Origin of the sequence: Halalkalibacter hemicellulosilyticusJCM 9152 (genome assembly GCF_000513115.1) — a bacterium.
GTDB lineage: Bacteria > Bacillota > Bacilli > Bacillales > Bacillaceae_D > Halalkalibacter > Halalkalibacter hemicellulosilyticus.
In genome coordinates this window covers 137,736-156,503 of record NZ_BAUU01000003.1, presented here as the reverse complement: position 1 = coordinate 156,503, position 18,768 = coordinate 137,736, and the positions used below count along the sequence as shown (strand labels likewise).

Here is an 18,768-nt window from a genome sequence, read left to right as displayed (position 1 = left end):
GAAAAACCCCCTATAAAAAAGAGGGTCTTTAATCTCTATTTTACATGGATCGATCTTACACTTCCATGATTTCTTTTTCTTTATGGTCGGCAACATCATCAACCTTAGCTGTATACGTATCTGTTAATTTTTGCATTTCATCTGTATAGCGACGAAGATCATCTTCGGTTAAGTCACCATCTTTTTGTCCTTTTTTCAGTGTGTCATTTGCATCACGACGTACGTTACGAATAGCAACCTTTGCCTCTTCAGCTGATTTCTTCACTATTTTCACTAAATCTTTACGACGCTCCTCTGTTAATGGTGGAATCGTTATGCGAATAATAGAACCATCATTAGCAGGTGTTAAACCTAACTCTGATTTTAAAATTGCACGCTCAATTTCACCAATTGAAGACTTATCAAATGGTTGAATTGTCAATAAGCGCGCTTCTGGGACCGAAATTGTTGCAAGTTGATTTAATGGCGTTTCAGCTCCATAATACTCAACTGTTATACGATCTAGGAGAGCAGGATTTGCTCGACCAGCTCTAAGCTTAGCTAAATCCCTATTTAATGAATCAATCGCCTTTTCCATTCTTGATTTAGCGTCATTAATAATTTCCTTTGACATTATTCATTCCCCCTGACAATTGTTCCAATTTCTTCACCTATAACGGCTTTTTTAATATTACCTTCTTCCATAATCGAAAATACAATTAATGGTATGTCATTGTCCATACAAAGAGATGATGCTGTTGAGTCCATAACAGCTAAACCTTCTTTTAACACATCCATAAAGGAGAGCGATGTATATTTTTTTGCGGAAGTATCGACTGATGGATCTGCGCTGTAAACACCATCGACTTTATTTTTTGCCATAAGGATCACTTCTGCCTCTATTTCAGCTGCACGTAATGCAGCAGTTGTATCAGTAGAAAAATAAGGGTTTCCTGTCCCAGCAGCAAAAATAACAACACGTTTCTTCTCAAGATGGCGAATAGCCTTTCGACGTATATACGGTTCAGCTACTTGACGCATTTCAATCGAGGTTTGCACTCTCGTTTCAACTCCAATATCTTCAAGCCCATCTTGCAATGCTAATGAATTCATGACAGTTGCAAGCATCCCCATATAGTCAGCAGTCGCACGATCCATTCCTTTTGCACTACCTGCCATACCTCGCCAAATGTTTCCACCACCAACTACAACAGCTACTTCAACATTTAATTCGACAATTTCTTTAATTTGTTTGGCAATAGATTGTATAACTAATGGATCAATTCCATATCCTTGATCACCAGCTAAGGCTTCTCCGCTTAATTTTAAAACTACTCGATTATATGATTTCATAGTGACCTCCGCTCGAACCTGAAGTTTTACCATCTTCTTGTGAAAAAGGGACACACCTTCGTGTCCCTTCATCTTTATTTTTTCACTTGAGACATAACTTCTTCAGCGAAGTTGTCTTCACGCTTCTCAATTCCTTCTCCAACTTCATAGCGAATGAAACCTTTTACTTCAGCACCTTTTGCTTTTACATATTTGCCGACCTTTTGATCTCCATCTTTAACAAATGCTTGATCATTTAAACATACTTGTTCAAAGAACTTTCCAAGTCGACCTTCAACCATTTTTTCAACAATATTTTCTGGCTTACCCTCATTAAGTGCTTGTTGCTTTAATACTTCGCGTTCACGATCTACTTCATCTTGAGCAACTTGATCACGCGATACATACTTCGGGTTAATAGCAGCGATATGCATAGCAATATCTTTAGCTAATTCACTATCAGATGTGCCTTCTAGAATGGTTAGTACACCAATGCGTCCACCCATGTGCAAATACTCGCCAAATGTATCACCATCCGCTTTGGATACTACTACAAAACGACGTAATGAAATTTTCTCACCGATTTTAGCAATAGATGAATTAATAAACTCTTCAACTGTTTGTCCAGCAGTAAACTCTTGTCCAAGTGCTTCTTCAACAGTATTAGGTTCATTTTTTAGTACAAAATCGGCTAGATCGTTAACTAATTTTTGGAAATTTTCGTTTTTAGCAACGAAATCTGTTTCAGAGTTAATCTCAGCAATAACCGCTTTATTACCTTCAGATTTAACAATTGTTAACCCTTCTGCTGCAACGCGGTCCGCCTTTTTAGCAGCTTTTGCAATCCCTTTTTCGCGTAGGAAATCAACTGCCTTTTCCATATCGCCACCTGTTTCTGTAAGTGCTTTTTTACAATCCATCATTCCAGCACCTGTTTTTTCACGTAGTTCTTTTACCATACTCGCCGTTACTGCCATAAATAACGCCTCCTTTTAATTGTCTTTATGTATCATGTGAAAAGTATTGTGTAATAAAAAATGACATACTAAGAATTGAATAAATTCTTAACTTCTAAAAAAGTGGTAAAGGGTAATCCCCCTTTACCACCCCATTTGAGTACAATAATTAAGCTGTTGTCGTTTCTTCTTCTTCCTCAACCTCTTCAGCTTCAGCAGAAGTTGCTTCAATGACTGCATCGGCCATTTTACCAGTTAATAATTTAACTGCACGAATGGCATCATCGTTACCTGGAATGACATAGTCAATCTCATCCGGATCACAATTCGTATCAACAATTGCAACAATCGGAATGTTTAACTTATGTGCTTCGGCGATTGCAATACGCTCCTTACGAGGATCGATGACAAACAACGCATCAGGAATGTCTTGCATATCTTTAATACCGCCTAAGAACTTTTCAAGACGATCCATTTCCTTTTTAAGAAGAATAACTTCTTTCTTAGGAAGAACATCAAATGTACCATCTTCTTGCATTTTCTCAAGTTTCTTAAGACGTGCAATACGTTTTTGAATAGTCTCGAAGTTTGTAAGAGTACCACCTAACCAACGTTGGTTAATATAATACATACCGCAACGTTCTGCTTCATCTTTGACAGAGTCTTGAGCTTGTTTTTTCGTACCTACAAACAATACCTTTCCACCGTCAGCAGCTAAGTCACGAACAAATTGATATGCTTCTTCAACCTTCTTAACTGTTTTTTGTAAATCAATAATGTAAATTCCGTTTCTTTCTGTGAAGATGTAGCGATCCATTTTAGGGTTCCATCGTCGAGTTTGATGACCGAAATGAACACCCGCTTCTAATAATTGCTTCATGGAGATTACTGCCACATCCAACACCTCCTTCATTTATGGTTTTTTTCCTCCGCTATGATCATTTTTATGAAAGACTGGATTCAGCACCTTTTCATAAATCAAATAGCGTGTGTGATTAACACCGAGGATTACTATACCACATTGACACTAGTGGCGCAAGTATGGATTGTCATGATTGATGAAATTTCAAAATAAGCTCGACTTCACCTTTTCCCATCTTTAATTTTTTGGCAATTTGCTCGGAAGTGAGACCGGACTGTGCTAATTCTAATACTTTTACTGTATAGGATTTTTCGTATGTTTCTTGTTCACTTATATTTATAGGAGGAATATACGGCGAATCTTCTTCTTCTTTCTCCTCTAGCTTTATTGAATCATTTGAAGCTTTCGTTAACTGTTTCTCCTCTAAACTCATTGTCGCTTGATGGTTATTTCTTTGTATCTTCTCAAGCAATCGTTCATTCTCTTCTTTCATTTCCGTTGTATACGCTACTAATATGTCTTCCAATTCTGATTGTAGCTGATTCATTCTATCAGGCTGGCTCTGTACATGACGTATACGCTGTAATAAAATCATTATCCATAAAAACGTAAAACCATGCAGTAATAAACTAATGACTACTAATAATTCAAGCATACAATTCCCTTCTATCCTGAAAAATCAATAAAATTTCCTTTATAAGGATGCTTTTGTTTTGTAGGCTCTTCTTGTTTTTTTTGTTTTCTTTCTTGATTACTCTGTTCTTGTTGCTCGGATTCTCGATCCTTATGAAACCTAGACTGCTCAGATTCGTCTGATTGCTTCACTTGCTGACGTAACTTTCTAGCTTCTTCTTTCTCTTGCTGAGCAATCACGTCTTGTGATATTTGACCTCGTTGCTGAAGTTGCTCTTGAATTTTACCTGATTTTTGTGATTGAGGAAAAGACCCTTGTACTTCAACTGGACGTATACTCATGACTATCCTCTCCAATCCAAGTAAACGCTTACTTGTTATTTCGTTATGATTTTAATTTCGCTATCTTCCATTTTCACAGTCGGTCTAGAGTAATTAGATCTCAGTGTTCGTTTGTATTTACCAAAGTGAACAGATACATTACCATACATCTTCTTTTCGGCCATCACATGACCTGTTCCTTCCTTGGCAATCATATCCTCTAATTCAGCATATCTTTCTTGAATTTTTTGTTTTTTTTCATTATTTTCTTGATATGAGCGTAACACTTTTAATTTTGTTTGTTTATCTCTTCCTTCTAATGTTCCATTTTGCTTCTCTTTTGTTAAAAATGTTCTTAACAATTGAGTGAGCTTTTTTAATGAATCATTAATTTCACTCATTTCTTTTTCAAGAGCTTTATGCTCATCAATTGTATCTTTTGTCAGACCGATAAATAAGTCTGTTTGTGTATGCATATCATTTCCAATCTCTTTCGCTTTAATCGTTTCGATTGCGGAAATAGATCCGCCTACTATAAGGCCTCTTCCCCGATTACAAATGACCATTTTCCCTGATGTTACTTGACTATGTAAGATCGTTTGGGTTACTTCAACTATCCCACCAGCTTTAACGGTTCCCTCATTTATAAAAGCTGTTTTAATGTCTTTTTCAGCCTCAAGATAGCTTTTATGCTGTCCTACTACTCCTGAACCGATAAAGATAGAGCCACCAGAAGTAAGGGTTGCTGCTTCAACTGTACCAGTAACTCTAATGTCCCCTACTGCATTTACTGAATAACCAGCCGGAACATTGCCATTAATGATCACATTACCTACAAAATCAACATTTCCTGTTTTCATGGAAAGGTCGCCTTTAATTTCATATGTAGGATGTACATGAACCGTATATTTATCGACACTAATTTGACCATTTATTAAAGAATAAAGCTCCAGCTCATCTTCACTAATTTTCGTATTTTTTCCTTTCGCAAGCTTAAAATCACGACCTGGCTTAGCGGGTACTTGTTCGTTATTTATATTTATACCGTCTTCACCCAGAGTTGCTTGAATTTTCTCTCCTACTTTTTCACCAATTTCAACTGTTGGAATGTTCACAACATCTCGCATATCAATATTTTCATAGCTTTCTATATCTTTTGCTTTTTCACTAAATGAAATTGGCTTCAAATAAGCATTATGACCATCTTTTGGAGCTTTTCCTTTTGCTACTACAAGCTCTTGACTAATAATCGGTGTGTTCACAAAGAGGTTTAATACTGATTCATCAATTCCATAGACAACGTCATGGTCATATAACAAGCGTTTTAAGTCTTCTGCTGTGACTTTGTCGTCTTCATTTCTTTTTTCTACTTGTCGAATAGTTGCATTCATTTTATCCTTAGAAACGATTACTTCATAGAACTCTGCTACATCTACCATCCCGCTTTTCACCCTCTTTAACGTTTTTTTTTCATTACTTGCTGTAACCGAAATAAAGCCTTAGAATGAATTTGTGAAATTCTAGAAGTCGAGAGATTAAGAATTTGACCGATTTCAGTAAACGTCATCTCATCAAAATAAAAGAGACTAATCACAAGTTGTTCTTTTTCAGTTAAACGCTTAATGACTTCTGATAGTTCCTGTTTTGTTGCTTCTTCAACCAGTTTATCTTCAGGTTTCTTTGTTTGTCTATCTTCTAATGTTGTCGCATACGTTTCGTTTCTTTCTTGATCTTGCGGTCGTTCATCCATTGACAATAACGAAGCCGTATAATACTCTGTCATCACTTGTTCAACTTCTGCTTTATCCATGTTTAACTCGTTGGCCACTTCTTCACTTGTAATGAACCTTCCATACAATTGTTCGAGTTTTTCAATAGTCGATTCGACCTTTTTAATTTTGTCTCGAATCGAACGAGGTAACCAATCCTCTTTTCTTAACCCATCAATGATTGCACCTCTTATACGAAAGGAAGCATATGTATCAAACTTCAAGTCGCGCTCAGGATTAAATTTTTCAAGTGCATCATATAGACCGTACATTCCATGACTAATTAAATCTTCTCTTTGAACATTTTTTGGCAAACCGACCGAGATTCGTTGTACATGATAATGGACGAGTGGCATGTAATGTTGGATCAATTCGTTACAAGCTTCTCTCGACCGTTCTTCTATCCACTTATCCCATATTTTTTGATCTGCTGCTACTTGTGCCATCTCATCACCTCTGTTTGTTAAATTTCTTTCGTCCCTTGGTTGACCGTTCGAATATGCAACAAATTAGAAACTGGGTTGAATTCAATCGTTCGACCACTTTTCCCACCAACATCTTCAGAAACAATTGGTATATTCAGAGATTCCAACAATTCTCTAACAGCCTCAACATTTCTTGGCCCAATTCTCATCATCTCATTCCCAGTTGAGAATGAGAACATCTGTGCACCTCCAGCCATTTTAGCTTTTAAAAAGGCCGATCTAGCACCCTTTTTCTTTAAATCTTGTATCAAAGCTGGTATTGCAGTATCAGCATATTTAGCAACATTTGGCGGTGATTGTTTACATAATTTTGAATTAGGCAACATAATATGTGCCATTCCTGCAACATTTCTTTGACCATCAAATATGATTAACCCGACACAAGAGCCGAGTCCCGATGTACGAATCGTATTTGGAGGAGTGACAATATTTAAATCAGCCATGCCAACCTTAATAACGTCACTCATCTATTTCCACTCCTAACGCTTTGAAGATCGTTTGAAATGAGCCGGGATCTGGTAATAAAAAGAAATGACCTGAAACCTTTTCAGATTCTTCATCCACCTCAACAATTTCCGTATCAATCACAATTGCAAAATCTCCCACCTCTGATATTGGGATTAAACCATAGCTTAAAATAGCTCCTGCCATATCAATACTTACACCAGGAACTGACGGCTGCAAATCTAATTGAGTAAAATCTGAAAAAGAAGATAGATAAGAGCCTGCTAAAATATTTCCAACTTCCAAAAATGCTGAAATACCCATTTCATCAAAAGGAGGAGATACAAGCTGGAAATGATCATTTCCAATTAATCGTCGAATCATTTTTTCAATATCAGCAATGTTCGCTATAAAATACATACTACCTGGAGCTTCCCCTTCAATACGTAAGAAGATTGCAGCTACCTCTGTATCAGCTCCTCCCACTTGATCGGGTATTTCTTGTAATGAAACGACCCGAACATCTGGTACACTCATATCAATCGTTTTATTTAATAAGAGTGACAAGCTTGTGGCAGCATTACCGGCACCGATATTACCAATTTCTTTTAATACATCTAAATGAAATGGCTGTAATTTTTTAAGGTCATCCATTTTATTCCCCTACCCTCGGCAATATTGTGTAATATAATGACTAATGCTCTCAACCCTTACAACTTCATCCGCTAATTTATTGGCCACGATTGATTTAGGCATTCCATAAACGACACAAGTTTCTTCAGCTTCAGCAATGGAATAACAATTATGTCGCTTTTTTAATTCTTTTAATCCAATCGTACCGTCTGTTCCCATTCCAGTCATCACTACCGCAATCACGTCAATTTGATTAATTTGGGCCAAAGATTCAAACATCGTATCTACCGAAGGGCGATGCCCTTTTCTTGGTTCATCTAAAGTTGTTTGAATCGATAAAGCCTTAGACTGAACGACCAGTTTCAAATGTAAGCCACCTGGAGCAATATAAACATGTCCATTCTCCAGCACATCTCCTGATTTAGCTTCTTTAACAGTAAGCTCTGACAAGCGATTAAGCCTATCAGCTAACGACTTAGTGAACCCAGCTGGCATATGCTGAACAACTAAAACCGGAGCCTGTATGGATGCAGGAAGTTGACTAATAACTGTTTTTAATGCTTTCGGTCCTCCAGTTGAAGTACCAATTGCTATTATTTTCTGTATTGAAGATTTTCCAACCACAGCTTGTCTATCTTTTTTAATCAACGATGGTTCAACTTTCTTAGGACGATGTTCGTTCTGTAGAGCTTGGACATTTGCTTTTGAAGCATAATAAACTTTTTCTTTTATTTCGTCCGCCACTTTCCCAATATCAAGTGAAATCGCACCCGATGGCTTTGTAATAAAGTCAACAGCCCCTACTTCCATTGCTTGTAAAGTTGTTTCGGCCCCTATTTTTGTTTTACTACTAATCATGACAATAGGCATTGGCCTTTTTTTCATAATCCATTTCAACGCATCTAATCCGCTCATGATTGGCATTTCAACATCAAGTGTCATCACGTCAGGGTCAAACTCTTCAATTTTCTTAATCGCATCTTCACCATGTCTACCGGTTGCAATAACTTCCATACGCGGGTCAGAGTTAATAATGTCGGAGATGACTTTTCTCATAAAAGCAGAATCATCTACTACTAGTACACGAATTAATTGATTCATGTTATCCCCAACTTTCCACGTTATTTTTACTTATTCATAAATACCTTCATTTTTTTTATAAATTGTCCAAACTTTGAAGGTGTAGACTCCTTGATCCCTAAATAAGAAGATGCCATTTGAGCAATTGACTGACTTGCCCTTGTTTGAGGGTATAAAATAACGAATGGCTTTTGTGCCTTAACAGATTTCGTTACTTTATCGTCAAAAGGAACATACCCTAATGTGAGTAAATGCTTGCCTAAAAATTGTAATGTGACTCGCTTGAAGTTTTGCTCGGTATCCCTTGCTTCCTTTTCAGATTCAGCACGATTAATGAGCAAATACATCGGTATGTGTTCATCACTTAAATGAATATACTTTACCATTGCATAAGCATCTGTAATCGATGTTGGTTCAGGGGTTGTCACTACGAAAATTTCATTTGCTGCCAAAATAAATTGCATGCTAGCCTTTGTTGCACCAGCACCCATATCCAAAAAAACATAATCAAAATGCTGACCTATTAACTCTAACTGATTAAAAAAGCGCTGAATTTTTGATTCAGTTAATTCTACAAAAGATGAAAAGCCAGAACCTCCAGCGATGTAAGCTAGTCCATCCTCATCCGTTTCAATAATATCCCAAATAGATAGCTCATTTTCTAGCGCATCCATGATGGTATAGGTTGAGGATACTCCCATTAATATATCCAAATTAGCCATACCTATATCTAAATCGAAAATAGCTACCTTCTTACCTAAACGTGTCAAAGATAGTGCAAAGTTCAAACAAACATTTGATTTGCCAACCCCTCCTTTGCCACTCACAACTGCAATAACTTTCGCTTCTTTCGTTGCTTCAGAGGCAACCATTTTTCTTAAATTCTCAGCTTGATCATTCATCTTTAGCCCTCCCATTGATGGAAGAAGCAATTAATTCAATCGAAGCTGTCATAATATCATCCGGCACATTTTGGCCTGTAGTCACATAAGTAAGAGGTATATTATATTCAAATGGAATATTGACCATCGCGCCGTGTGTACTCGTTTCATCTTTTTTTGTCAAAATAACAGAAGAAATGGAGATAAGGTTAAATTGCTCAATGATCGCCTTCATATCTTCATACTTAGAAGTGAGGGAAAGAACTAAGTGTGTTTCAGTATCTTGATCAAAATTCATGACTTTCGATAGCTCTTCGACGTATAGAGAATTCCTGAAATTCCTTCCAGCAGAATCGACTAAAATTAAATCATAATGTGAATACATATCAATCCCTTTTTTAAAATCATCAATTGAATAAGCAACTTTTACAGGAATATTTAAAATTTTTGCATATGTTTTCAATTGTTCTACCGCTGATATTCGAAATGTATCAGTCGTAATTAAAGCTACCTTCTTTTCCTCCTGAAGTGTCGCTATGGCTGCTAACTTAGCAATAGTAGTCGTTTTTCCTACACCTGTTGGCCCAACAATGTTAACAATTTTTTTATGAAAAGGTTGGCCAAATGAAAGATTAGCAAAAAGTGTTTTTAAAATAGAAGAATAGTCGACTTTCAATTGAAAATCCTTTTCTTCGTTTTCATACCAATCTTTCATTAATTGTTTTATGATGACCACTCTTGCAGACTTCAATACTCCCTGACCTGCTAAATGATTTTCGACCTCTTGAAACGGGCGCGGATACTCAAGATCATTTTTAGATTTTGGTTCCATTTCACTTATTAACGTTTTTAACTGTTTAATTTCATTTTTCATTGAAAGTTGTTGATTTTCGGTACTTACGTTTAGTTGTTTTGCTTGTTTCGGTTGTTGCTTTAAACGAGATGCTGGAGTTAACGCCTTTGATTTAGGTTGACTCCCAAGTGGATCAATCGCCGCAATTACTTCGAGCTTTTTCTTCGTAAACATCCCGAGAAAACCACCCGTATCCACTTTCTTTGAATGTAAAATGACTGCATCTTCGCCTAATTCCGAACGAATAGAATGCATGGCCTCAGCCATATTTGTAGCGATAAATTTCTTTACTTTCATTCACCATTCACCACCCCTACACTTTGCACCTCTATATCCGCTTCTAATTCATTATAAGAAAGCACCGGCACTTGAGGTAAGTAACGTTCAATCAGCTGTCTTACATACATTCTTACTGCTGGAGAACAGAGAATAACAGATGTTTGCCCCATTTGAGCTAACCGATCTGTTTCTGAAGCTGCCGACTCCAAAATTCGTTGAGACTCATTTGGATCCATAGCCAAAAAGTTTCCATGCTCCGTTTGTTGAATCGAATCTGCAATCTTCTTTTCAATCGTGCCACTTAATGTCACAACATATAATGGCTCTCCTGGAGTTGTCATTTGCTTAGAGATTTGCCTTGATAACGACTGTCTTACATATTCTGTTAAAAGATCCATATCTTTCGTCATCGATCCATAATCGGCCATCGTCTCGAAAATAGTAGGTAAATTTCGAATAGAGACATTTTCCCTTAGCAAATTCGTCAACACTTTTTGAATTTCTCCAGTTGATAACGAGCTTGGCGTTACTTCTTCCACAAGAGCTGGGTAAGTTTCTTTCAAATGATCAACTAATTGCTTGGTTTCTTCTCTACCTAATAATTCATGTGCATGCCTTTTCACTACCTCTGTCAGATGAGTTGATACAACAGAAGGAGGGTCTACAACCGTATAACCTGATAGTTCTGCTTGTTCTTTCATCTCTTCACCAATCCAAAGCGCAGGCATTCCAAATGCAGGCTCTACTGTCTCTATTCCAACAATCGATTCATCTTCCACTCCAGGGCTCATTGCCATATAATGATCTAACAGCAATTCACCCTTTGCTATTTCATTACCCTTTATTTTAATTGTATATTCATTAGGCTGTAATTGAATATTATCTCTTATCCTGATGACCGGGACAATCATGCCTAATTCTAATGCCATTTGCCGTCTAATCATGACGACACGATCAAGTAAATCGCCACCTTGATTAGCATCTGCTAATGGTATTAAACCATATCCAAATTCAAATTCGATTGGGTCGATTTGTAGCAGATTGACTACACTTTCAGGAGACTTCATATCATCTTCTGTCTCTTCTTCATTTATGACATCTTCTTCCTCAGTCGTTTTCAATTCATTTTGAGAAAGCATATACCCACCTATAATAAGTAAAATCGCTATAGGAAATGTAACAATTGGATAAATCGGTGTGACGATACCTAGCATTAGAATCGTTCCACCAGCAACATAGAGCATTTTAGGGTATGCAAAAATTTGCTTCGTCACATCATACCCTAGACTGCCTTCAGAAGCCGCTCTTGTTACGACAATTCCTGTTGCTGTCGAAATTAATAACGCTGGGATTTGACTTACTAAACCGTCCCCAACAGTAAGTAATGTAAATGTCGTTACTGATTCATCAAAGGTCATTCCTTGTTGCATCATACCGATGATGAATCCAAAAATTAAATTAATAATAACGATGACGATACCAGCAATAGCATCCCCTTTAACAAACTTACTAGCACCATCCATTGAACCGTAAAAATCAGCTTCTTGTTCTATTTTTTCTCGCCTTTCCTTCGCTTCTGCATCTGATATCATTCCAGCATTTAAATCAGCATCAATACTCATTTGCTTACCAGGCATCGCATCTAACGTAAAACGCGCACCTACTTCTGATACTCGTTCTGCCCCTTTCGTAATAACAAGAAACTGAATGACGACTAAAATTAAGAAAACGACAAAACCAACAAGAGCATTTCCACTAACAACAAAGCTACCAAAAGTATCTATGACATTACCTGCTTGAGCCTCGCTTAAAATAGAACGAGTAGTAGAAACATTTAAACCGAGACGAAACAAGGTAACGAGCAACAGTAAAGTTGGAAAAATGGAAAATTGCAAAGGCTCTCGAGTATTCATTGCTACTAATATAATAATAAGAGCAAGAGAAATATTAATAATAATTAAAAAATCTAACATGATTGTTGGTAATGGTATAATTAACATCGCGATGATTAAAATAACACCAAGTAAAACCGATAAATCTCTTACTCCCACAAAACTTCTCCCCTTACGTCAACAAACTAATTGACTTGTTTGTTTTTCAATCGATAAACATACGCTAAAACTTCTGCGACTGATTTAAATAATGCCTCAGGCACTTGATCACCAATTTCTGCTTGATGATACAAAGCCCTTGCCAATGGTTTATTTTCAACAGTAATTACATCATGTTCTGATGCAATTCCTTTAATTTTCTGTGCAATAAGATCGACACCTTTTGCAATAACAATAGGTGCATCAGAGACCGATTCATCGTAACGAAGAGCGACTGCAAAATGGGTTGGATTCGTTATAACAACATCTGCCTTCGGTACTTCTTGCATCATCCGTTGCATCGCCATTTCCATTTGTTTTTGTTTTCGTTTCGATTTAATCCTCGGATCCCCTTCCATATTTTTATGTTCATCTTTAATATCTTTTTTTGACATTTTAATTTGTTTTTCATGGTCATATTTTTGATAAATATAATCGGGTACTGATAGTATGAGTAGCAAAATGGCTACAGAAATACCTAACAATGCCGTCAACTGTGCAATTAAACCAAAGCCTTCCATAACACTTTTTTGTGATAACAACATGACGTCCTCTAGACTGAACCAAATAATCGTAAAAACGGTTATTCCCGCAAAAGATATTTTTAACAATGACTTTACGAGTTCAACAATAGCTCTTACTGAAAAGATTCGCTTTGCTCCTTGAATAGGGTTCAATTTAGAAATCTTCATCTTTAATGCTTCGGGAGCAAATAAAGGACCTACTTGAATATAACTAGCAAAAACACCGGCAATCATCGCAATTAACATAATAGGAGAGAATGTTAAAGCAGCCTGAAATAGCAGTTCAATAAACAGCGTTTCGATAAATGGCTCGTTTACGGTTTCTAATAAATAGGTTTGAAACGTATGTTTCATCAGATTCGTAAGTGTCTCTCCAAAATAACTTCCGAAAAACCAAAAACATAAAAATACAAATAAGAGTATAATTGCAGTATTAACATCATTACTTTTAGCTACTTGCCCCTTCTTACGAGTATCCTGTCGTTTTTTAGGAGTTGCTTTTTCCGTTTTTTCATCTGCGAAATATTGCAAATGAAGTTTAAATGGATATGCTTTCAATTTAGCCCCCTCCTAATAATTGCAGCAACGTTCTCATCGCTATAATCATCTGTTCAAACAATTGCTGTACGATGATAAAGAATACGCTGACGTACACGGTCAATAACAATAGCCCTACTGTGATTTTCAACGGTAAACCAACGACAAAAACATTCATTTGCGGCACAGCACGAGAGACCATCCCTAAGCCAACATCAACAAGAAAGAGAGATCCGACAATAGGAAATGCCATTTGAAAGGCAATAATAAACATTGAATTGAACGTTATCACAACATACTGAATGATATTTTCTTGACTAAATGGTAGAAAGAGTTGATCAATCGGAACAAATTGATAACTGAAAAAAATACCATCTAACAATAAATGATGTCCATTCATAAGAAGCATAAATAAAATAGCAAATGCATATAAGAAACTCCCAGTAAGCGGGGTCTGTGCACCAGTCTGTGGATCAACAACATTTGCAATCATAAAACCCATACTATAATCGATAAACCCACCTGCTACATGAATGGCATACATGATAATAGATGCAATCAATCCAACCATTAAACCAACAAGAGCTTCCTTCATCACTAACAGAAAATAGGTTCCATCTATCACAACAACTGGATTTTCCAACGTAAAAACCATCACCCAGGCTAGAAAACAGGCTAATCCAATTTTAAACGTATTTGGTAATGAATGATGGGCATAGATTGGTAAAATCGCAAAAAACGCCAGAATACGAACTAGAATTAATAGAAATGCAGGCAAAACATTTACAAATTCAACCATTATCCTATAAACCGATGAAGATTACTAAAAATTTGATAGGCAAAATTCGTAACAGTAGAAAGCATCCATGGTCCAAATACAATAAGAGCAACAAATACTCCAACAATTTTAGGAATAAACGCTAACGTTTGTTCCTGAATCTGTGTTGTTGCTTGAAAGATACTCACAAAAAGCCCTAAACCTAATGCAACTAAAAGTAAAGGACCTGCAACAAATAAGACAACCCAAACCGCATTTTCCGCCATACTTATAATAAATTCTGAACTCACAACCAACACCACCCGCTAACTAAAACTAATAAGCAAAGATTGAACGATTAAATACCAGCCATCTACTAACACAAACAACAATATTTTAAATGGTAATGCAATCATAATTGGTGGAAGCATCATCATCCCCATCGACATTAAAACACTTGCAACAATCATATCAATAACAAGAAATGGTACAAAAATGAGAAAGCCAATTTGAAAGGCCGTTTTCAACTCACTAATCGCAAAAGCAGGAACAAGGGCAGTTAACGGAATATCATCTAAAGACTCCGGTTGCTCAAGCCCTGCATACCCCATAAATAATGCAAGGTCTCTTTCTCTTGTATGTGACGCCATAAATTCCTTTAACGGCACTACAGCAAGTTCAAATGCTTCATCTTGATCAATTTCTTCATTGATTAGTGGTGTTAACGCTACTTCGTTAATTTCTGCAAAAATAGGAGCCATAATAAAAAATGTTAAAAATAGTGCCAATCCAATAATAACTTGGTTTGGAGGCATTGTTTGTGTCGCTAGCCCTTGTCTAACAAACGATAACACGATCACAATCCTTGTGAAACTAGTCATTAAAATTAAAATGGCAGGTGCCAATGACAAAACCGTTAATAGTAAAAGAAGTTGAATCGTTGTTACAACCCCAGTAGGCTCTTCCGTAATAAAATCTAAATCCAATCCAGGCAACGGGTTGATTACTGAAATGATGAAAAAATCCATCATTTATGATCACGCTCCCTTACCTCATCATGAACCTTCTTTTGAGCTTTAGAAACTTCTCCTAACTGTTTAGTTAACAGCTGTTTAAATGCATCATGATTTGTTGAATTTGCTTCTAAACTACCTTTATCTTTTCTAAACCAACTCATCACTTTATCAATAGGCTGATCAAAAGATTCCATTGTTTGTTGCTGTTGTGACATCATTTTATTTACCTCTTCTGGATCAGTAATTTCTTTCAATAATTGAATGGACTCACCTACTCCAACAACTAAGATTCGATCGTTCACACGAACGATTTGAACAGATCGATTCCCACCTAATGGAACACCGCCCATCGACTGCAATATTTGAGTTGACCGAAAAGATTGCGAACGTTTCCCAACAAAACGCAAAAGTACATATAGTAAGATAATGACGAATGCCAATGCTAAAATGGTTTGGGCAAACATAGCAAAAGTATTCGTTTCAGGGAAAATAGTTTCGTCAACCTGACCTGCTTCAGGCTCTTCGGCTGACGGGGATGGTTCATCCAATTCTTGACATTCCCCATTGATAAATTGAGTCACGCTACATTCATCAGAAGAAACCTGATTTTCAGCAAATACTGAAAGTGGCATCATTCCCCAGATTATTAATACGATCACACCCACCCATCTAGCCTTAAACAACATCTTCACAACTTACCCCCATTTACGTTCCGTTTATGCAAGTGTTTTTTCAATTGCTTCTAACACTCGATCTGCTTGAAACGGTTTTACGATAAAATCTTTTGCACCAGATTGGATAGCATCAATAACCATTGATTGTTGTCCCATTGCCGAGCACATGATTACCTTTGCTTGACCATCATGTGCGATAATTTCTTTTAATGCGGCAATTCCATCTTTTTCAGGCATCGTAATATCCAATGTCACTAAATCAGGTGAAAATTCTTTATATTTTTCAACCGCTTGATTTCCATCTGCAGCTTCACCTACAACCTCATAACCATTTTTCGATAGAATGTCCTTAATCATCATTCTCATAAAAGCTGCATCATCAACAATTAATACTTTTTTCGCCACTATCTTTCACCTACTCTACTTTTTTAAATGATTAATTCGCGCTTCTTGACTTACAATATCAAGAACCCTAACACCAAAGTTTTCATCAATCACTACAACTTCACCTTTGGCTATTAGTTTCTGATTAACTAGTATATCGACTGGCTCGCCAGCTAATTTATCAAGTTCAATAATTGACCCTTGTGAAAACTCTAAAATTTCCTTAATCGAGCGCTTCGTTCGTCCTAATTCAACAGTTACCTGTAAAGGAATATCAAGTAACATATTCAAATTATTAGATTCTTCGTGTGACAACTGGTGATTTTCAAATTGGGAAAATGCAGCAGGCTGTACGTCAACATCTCGCTGATTAAATTGACCTCCTAAATGTTGCTGTCCACGATTAGCATAACTAGGCTGAGGAGCTGATGTTGAGTTAGAATAAGAGTTATTTTCAGGATAAGGCTGATTTCTTGAATGAGTCTCGCCTTGAGAAGTTGCTTGTTGTTGAACAGGTTCACCAGCTTGCTTTACTACCGGCTCCTCTTCAGGAATACTCGGATTCATTAATTCATTCACAAGCTCTTTAGCAAACGAAATCGTAACTAATTGCATAATCGTTGAATCTATTAAACTTCCGACCGTTAACCTAAAAGAAATTTTAACTAAGATATCGTCATCAGGAACATGCTTCGTTCCCTCATTATTTTTCACATCCATTAAATCAATTCCAGGAGGAGAAATATCAACTCGCTTATTAAAAATCGTTGACATCGATGTAGAAGCTGATCCCATCATTTGATTCATTGCTTCTTGTACAGCGCTTGTATGCATTTCATTTAACTCTTCATCGGGGTTTGTTCCATCTCCACCAAGCATTAAATCAGCAATAATGGCAGCATCCGATGTATTCATAACAAGCAAGTTCATTCCTTCAAAGCCCTCTGTGTAATTTACGTGAATGGCTACATGAGGTCTTGGGAATTCATCTTCCAATTCGTCTCTCCTAATAATGGATAAGGTCGGAGTTGTAATATCCACCTTCTGACTTAACAATGTTGACAGTGCAGTAGAAGCACTCCCAAATGAAATGTTTCCTATTTCACCAAGTGCATCTTGTTCAACATCGGACAAATAATCAGAAATACCTAAATCACTATCTGAATCAGATTGTGAACTATCCTCATCTTCACTACTTGAGACACCTTTTAATAATTCGTTTATTTCATCTTGGGATAGCATATCATCATTCATCTTCTTCAACCTCCTCAATCAATTCCGTTACTTGTACAGATACACGATTCTTTAAGATACCTGGTTGTGCATAATATTTTTTCTCTCCACCTACAAAGACCCCTAACGGCTCTTCGATAGATTGATTCAATTCAATAACATCACCTTTAGTTAAACTTAAAAATTCTTGAATCGTAATTTCTGAATCTCCAAGCTCAGCTTGAATGAGTAACGGAGCTTTCTTTACGCTTTGCTCAATTTTTTCTTGTTCGCCTTCGTCTCGATCTTTTTTCTTCTCTTGCATCCAATAGTGCATGGAAAGCTTGGGTAAAATACTTTCTAACACAACATGTGGCAAACAAATGTTGATCATACCAGAGGTCTCTGCAATCGTTGTCTGCAACGAAATGACAACAACTGTTTCATTTGGAGATACCATCTGTAAGAATTGCGGATTTACTTCTATTTCTTCCATCACAGGGTCTAATTCAATAATAGAACTCCAAGCTTCTTGAAAGCTATCAAGTGTCCTTTGAAATAATTGTGACATAATCTTCATTTCGATTTCTGTTAATGAATCGACTTTATTAATACTTGATCCTTTTCCTCCAAGCAAACGATCTAACATCGCATATGCGATATTCGGGTTGATCTCCATGATTAAGCGACCGTCTAATGGATAAGATTCAAAAACATTTAAGATTGTCATCGAAGGAATGGAACGCACAAACTCTTCGTATGGTAATTGATCAACTGACGTCACAGATATTTGTACATATGACCGCAGTTGTGCTGAGAAATAAGTTGTTAATAACCGAGCAAAGTTTTCATGAATTCTCGACAAACTCCTAATTTGATCCTTAGAAAATCTTAATGCTCTTTTAAAATCGTAAACTTTAACTTTTTTTTCAGTTTCTTCTTTTTTTAATTCATCAGCATCCATTTCCCCTGTGGAAATAGCTGATAGCAAGGCATCGATTTCGCCTTGAGATAAAACGTCAGCCAAGTGCCTCACCTCTCCATCCAATTAAGCAGTAAAGCAAGGT

General features: G+C 36.7%; 22 protein-coding genes. All 22 read right to left on the bottom strand.

Annotated features, from left to right (window positions below; translation table 11 throughout):
- Positions 1-55: 55 nt before the first annotated feature.
- Positions 56-613: a ribosome recycling factor gene (gene frr / locus JCM9152_RS02855; protein WP_035340644.1), complete on the bottom strand. Its 558-nt coding sequence runs from the start codon at positions 611-613 to the stop codon at positions 56-58.
- On the bottom strand, positions 613-1,332 hold the full coding sequence (gene pyrH, locus JCM9152_RS02850; RefSeq protein WP_035340748.1) for a UMP kinase: 720 nt from the start codon (positions 1,330-1,332) through the stop codon (positions 613-615). The genes frr and pyrH overlap by 1 nt, the downstream gene beginning before the upstream one ends.
- Before the next feature lie 74 nt (positions 1,333-1,406).
- Positions 1,407-2,288, bottom strand: a complete 882-nt coding sequence (tsf, locus tag JCM9152_RS02845) for a translation elongation factor Ts (RefSeq protein ID WP_035340641.1) — start codon at positions 2,286-2,288, stop codon at positions 1,407-1,409.
- A gap of 148 nt (positions 2,289-2,436) precedes the next feature.
- Positions 2,437-3,162 carry a 30S ribosomal protein S2 gene (rpsB, locus tag JCM9152_RS02840; RefSeq protein ID WP_035340640.1) on the bottom strand — a complete coding sequence of 242 codons (726 nt, stop codon included), beginning with the start codon at positions 3,160-3,162 and terminating at the stop codon, positions 2,437-2,439.
- 154 nt (positions 3,163-3,316) lie between these two features.
- Positions 3,317-3,784: a DUF6115 domain-containing protein gene (locus JCM9152_RS02835; RefSeq protein ID WP_035340638.1), complete on the bottom strand. Its 468-nt coding sequence runs from the start codon at positions 3,782-3,784 to the stop codon at positions 3,317-3,319.
- 11 nt (positions 3,785-3,795) lie between these two features.
- Positions 3,796-4,104 (bottom strand): hypothetical protein, encoded by a 309-nt coding sequence (locus JCM9152_RS02830; RefSeq protein WP_035340636.1) that lies wholly within the window; start codon positions 4,102-4,104, stop codon positions 3,796-3,798.
- A gap of 35 nt (positions 4,105-4,139) precedes the next feature.
- The gene (locus JCM9152_RS02825; protein ID WP_035340634.1) at positions 4,140-5,522 is read right to left on the bottom strand and encodes a flagellar assembly protein A; all 1,383 of its coding nucleotides are present in this window, start codon (positions 5,520-5,522) and stop codon (positions 4,140-4,142) included.
- A 17-nt stretch (positions 5,523-5,539) separates the two neighbouring features.
- On the bottom strand, positions 5,540-6,298 hold the full coding sequence (locus JCM9152_RS02820) for a FliA/WhiG family RNA polymerase sigma factor (protein WP_035340632.1): 759 nt from the start codon (positions 6,296-6,298) through the stop codon (positions 5,540-5,542).
- Positions 6,299-6,315: 17 nt separating this feature from the next.
- A complete protein-coding gene (locus JCM9152_RS02815) occupies positions 6,316-6,804 on the bottom strand; it encodes a chemotaxis protein CheD (RefSeq protein WP_035340630.1) in 489 nt (162 codons plus the stop codon).
- Entirely contained in the window at positions 6,797-7,435 is a 639-nt protein-coding gene (locus JCM9152_RS02810; RefSeq protein ID WP_035340628.1) for a chemotaxis protein CheC, read from the bottom strand. Before JCM9152_RS02810 ends, JCM9152_RS02815 begins: the two co-directional genes overlap by 8 nt.
- A gap of 9 nt (positions 7,436-7,444) precedes the next feature.
- Positions 7,445-8,515, bottom strand: a complete 1,071-nt coding sequence (locus JCM9152_RS02805) for a protein-glutamate methylesterase/protein-glutamine glutaminase (protein ID WP_035340626.1) — start codon at positions 8,513-8,515, stop codon at positions 7,445-7,447.
- A 26-nt stretch (positions 8,516-8,541) separates the two neighbouring features.
- Complete coding sequence (locus tag JCM9152_RS02800) at positions 8,542-9,396, bottom strand: MinD/ParA family protein (protein ID WP_035340624.1); 855 nt, start codon at positions 9,394-9,396, stop codon at positions 8,542-8,544.
- On the bottom strand, positions 9,389-10,525 hold the full coding sequence (gene flhF, locus JCM9152_RS02795) for a flagellar biosynthesis GTPase FlhF (protein WP_035340620.1): 1,137 nt from the start codon (positions 10,523-10,525) through the stop codon (positions 9,389-9,391). The genes JCM9152_RS02800 and flhF overlap by 8 nt, the downstream gene beginning before the upstream one ends.
- Positions 10,522-12,558, bottom strand: coding sequence for a flagellar biosynthesis protein FlhA (gene flhA, locus JCM9152_RS02790; protein ID WP_035340619.1), 2,037 nt, complete (start codon positions 12,556-12,558; stop codon positions 10,522-10,524). Before flhA ends, flhF begins: the two co-directional genes overlap by 4 nt.
- 26 nt (positions 12,559-12,584) lie before the next feature.
- On the bottom strand, positions 12,585-13,679 hold the full coding sequence (gene flhB / locus JCM9152_RS02785) for a flagellar biosynthesis protein FlhB (RefSeq protein ID WP_035340618.1): 1,095 nt from the start codon (positions 13,677-13,679) through the stop codon (positions 12,585-12,587).
- Position 13,680: 1 nt separating this feature from the next.
- A complete protein-coding gene (fliR, locus tag JCM9152_RS02780) occupies positions 13,681-14,457 on the bottom strand; it encodes a flagellar biosynthetic protein FliR (RefSeq protein WP_035340617.1) in 777 nt (258 codons plus the stop codon).
- Entirely contained in the window at positions 14,457-14,726 is a 270-nt protein-coding gene (gene fliQ / locus JCM9152_RS02775; protein ID WP_035340614.1) for a flagellar biosynthesis protein FliQ, read from the bottom strand. Before fliQ ends, fliR begins: the two co-directional genes overlap by 1 nt.
- A gap of 15 nt (positions 14,727-14,741) precedes the next feature.
- Positions 14,742-15,446: a flagellar type III secretion system pore protein FliP gene (gene fliP / locus JCM9152_RS02770; RefSeq protein WP_035340610.1), complete on the bottom strand. Its 705-nt coding sequence runs from the start codon at positions 15,444-15,446 to the stop codon at positions 14,742-14,744.
- Entirely contained in the window at positions 15,443-16,117 is a 675-nt protein-coding gene (locus JCM9152_RS21210; protein WP_052015505.1) for a flagellar biosynthetic protein FliO, read from the bottom strand. The genes fliP and JCM9152_RS21210 overlap by 4 nt, the downstream gene beginning before the upstream one ends.
- Positions 16,118-16,147: 30 nt before the next feature.
- Positions 16,148-16,510 (bottom strand): response regulator, encoded by a 363-nt coding sequence (locus JCM9152_RS02760; RefSeq protein ID WP_035340608.1) that lies wholly within the window; start codon positions 16,508-16,510, stop codon positions 16,148-16,150.
- Between the two features lie 15 nt (positions 16,511-16,525).
- On the bottom strand, positions 16,526-17,743 hold the full coding sequence (gene fliY / locus JCM9152_RS02755; RefSeq protein WP_035340604.1) for a flagellar motor switch phosphatase FliY: 1,218 nt from the start codon (positions 17,741-17,743) through the stop codon (positions 16,526-16,528).
- Positions 17,736-18,728: a flagellar motor switch protein FliM gene (gene fliM / locus JCM9152_RS02750; protein ID WP_035340597.1), complete on the bottom strand. Its 993-nt coding sequence runs from the start codon at positions 18,726-18,728 to the stop codon at positions 17,736-17,738. The genes fliY and fliM overlap by 8 nt, the downstream gene beginning before the upstream one ends.
- Positions 18,729-18,768: the final 40 nt, after the last annotated feature.

Coding starts and splice junctions, on each gene's coding strand:
- JCM9152_RS02810 (WP_035340628.1), bottom strand. CDS start 7,435: ATGGATGACCTTAAAAAATTACAGCCATTTCATTTAGATGTATTAAAA.
- frr (WP_035340644.1), bottom strand. CDS start 613: ATGTCAAAGGAAATTATTAATGACGCTAAATCAAGAATGGAAAAGGCG.
- JCM9152_RS21210 (WP_052015505.1), bottom strand. CDS start 16,117: ATGTTGTTTAAGGCTAGATGGGTGGGTGTGATCGTATTAATAATCTGG.
- JCM9152_RS02800 (WP_035340624.1), bottom strand. CDS start 9,396: ATGAATGATCAAGCTGAGAATTTAAGAAAAATGGTTGCCTCTGAAGCA.
- pyrH (WP_035340748.1), bottom strand. CDS start 1,332: ATGAAATCATATAATCGAGTAGTTTTAAAATTAAGCGGAGAAGCCTTA.
- JCM9152_RS02830 (WP_035340636.1), bottom strand. CDS start 4,104: ATGAGTATACGTCCAGTTGAAGTACAAGGGTCTTTTCCTCAATCACAA.
- tsf (WP_035340641.1), bottom strand. CDS start 2,288: ATGGCAGTAACGGCGAGTATGGTAAAAGAACTACGTGAAAAAACAGGT.
- fliY (WP_035340604.1), bottom strand. CDS start 17,743: ATGAATGATGATATGCTATCCCAAGATGAAATAAACGAATTATTAAAA.
- JCM9152_RS02825 (WP_035340634.1), bottom strand. CDS start 5,522: ATGGTAGATGTAGCAGAGTTCTATGAAGTAATCGTTTCTAAGGATAAA.
- flhF (WP_035340620.1), bottom strand. CDS start 10,525: ATGAAAGTAAAGAAATTTATCGCTACAAATATGGCTGAGGCCATGCAT.
- JCM9152_RS02835 (WP_035340638.1), bottom strand. CDS start 3,784: ATGCTTGAATTATTAGTAGTCATTAGTTTATTACTGCATGGTTTTACG.
- fliR (WP_035340617.1), bottom strand. CDS start 14,457: ATGGTTGAATTTGTAAATGTTTTGCCTGCATTTCTATTAATTCTAGTT.
- JCM9152_RS02820 (WP_035340632.1), bottom strand. CDS start 6,298: ATGGCACAAGTAGCAGCAGATCAAAAAATATGGGATAAGTGGATAGAA.
- fliP (WP_035340610.1), bottom strand. CDS start 15,446: ATGATGGATTTTTTCATCATTTCAGTAATCAACCCGTTGCCTGGATTG.
- JCM9152_RS02815 (WP_035340630.1), bottom strand. CDS start 6,804: ATGAGTGACGTTATTAAGGTTGGCATGGCTGATTTAAATATTGTCACT.
- JCM9152_RS02805 (WP_035340626.1), bottom strand. CDS start 8,515: ATGAATCAATTAATTCGTGTACTAGTAGTAGATGATTCTGCTTTTATG.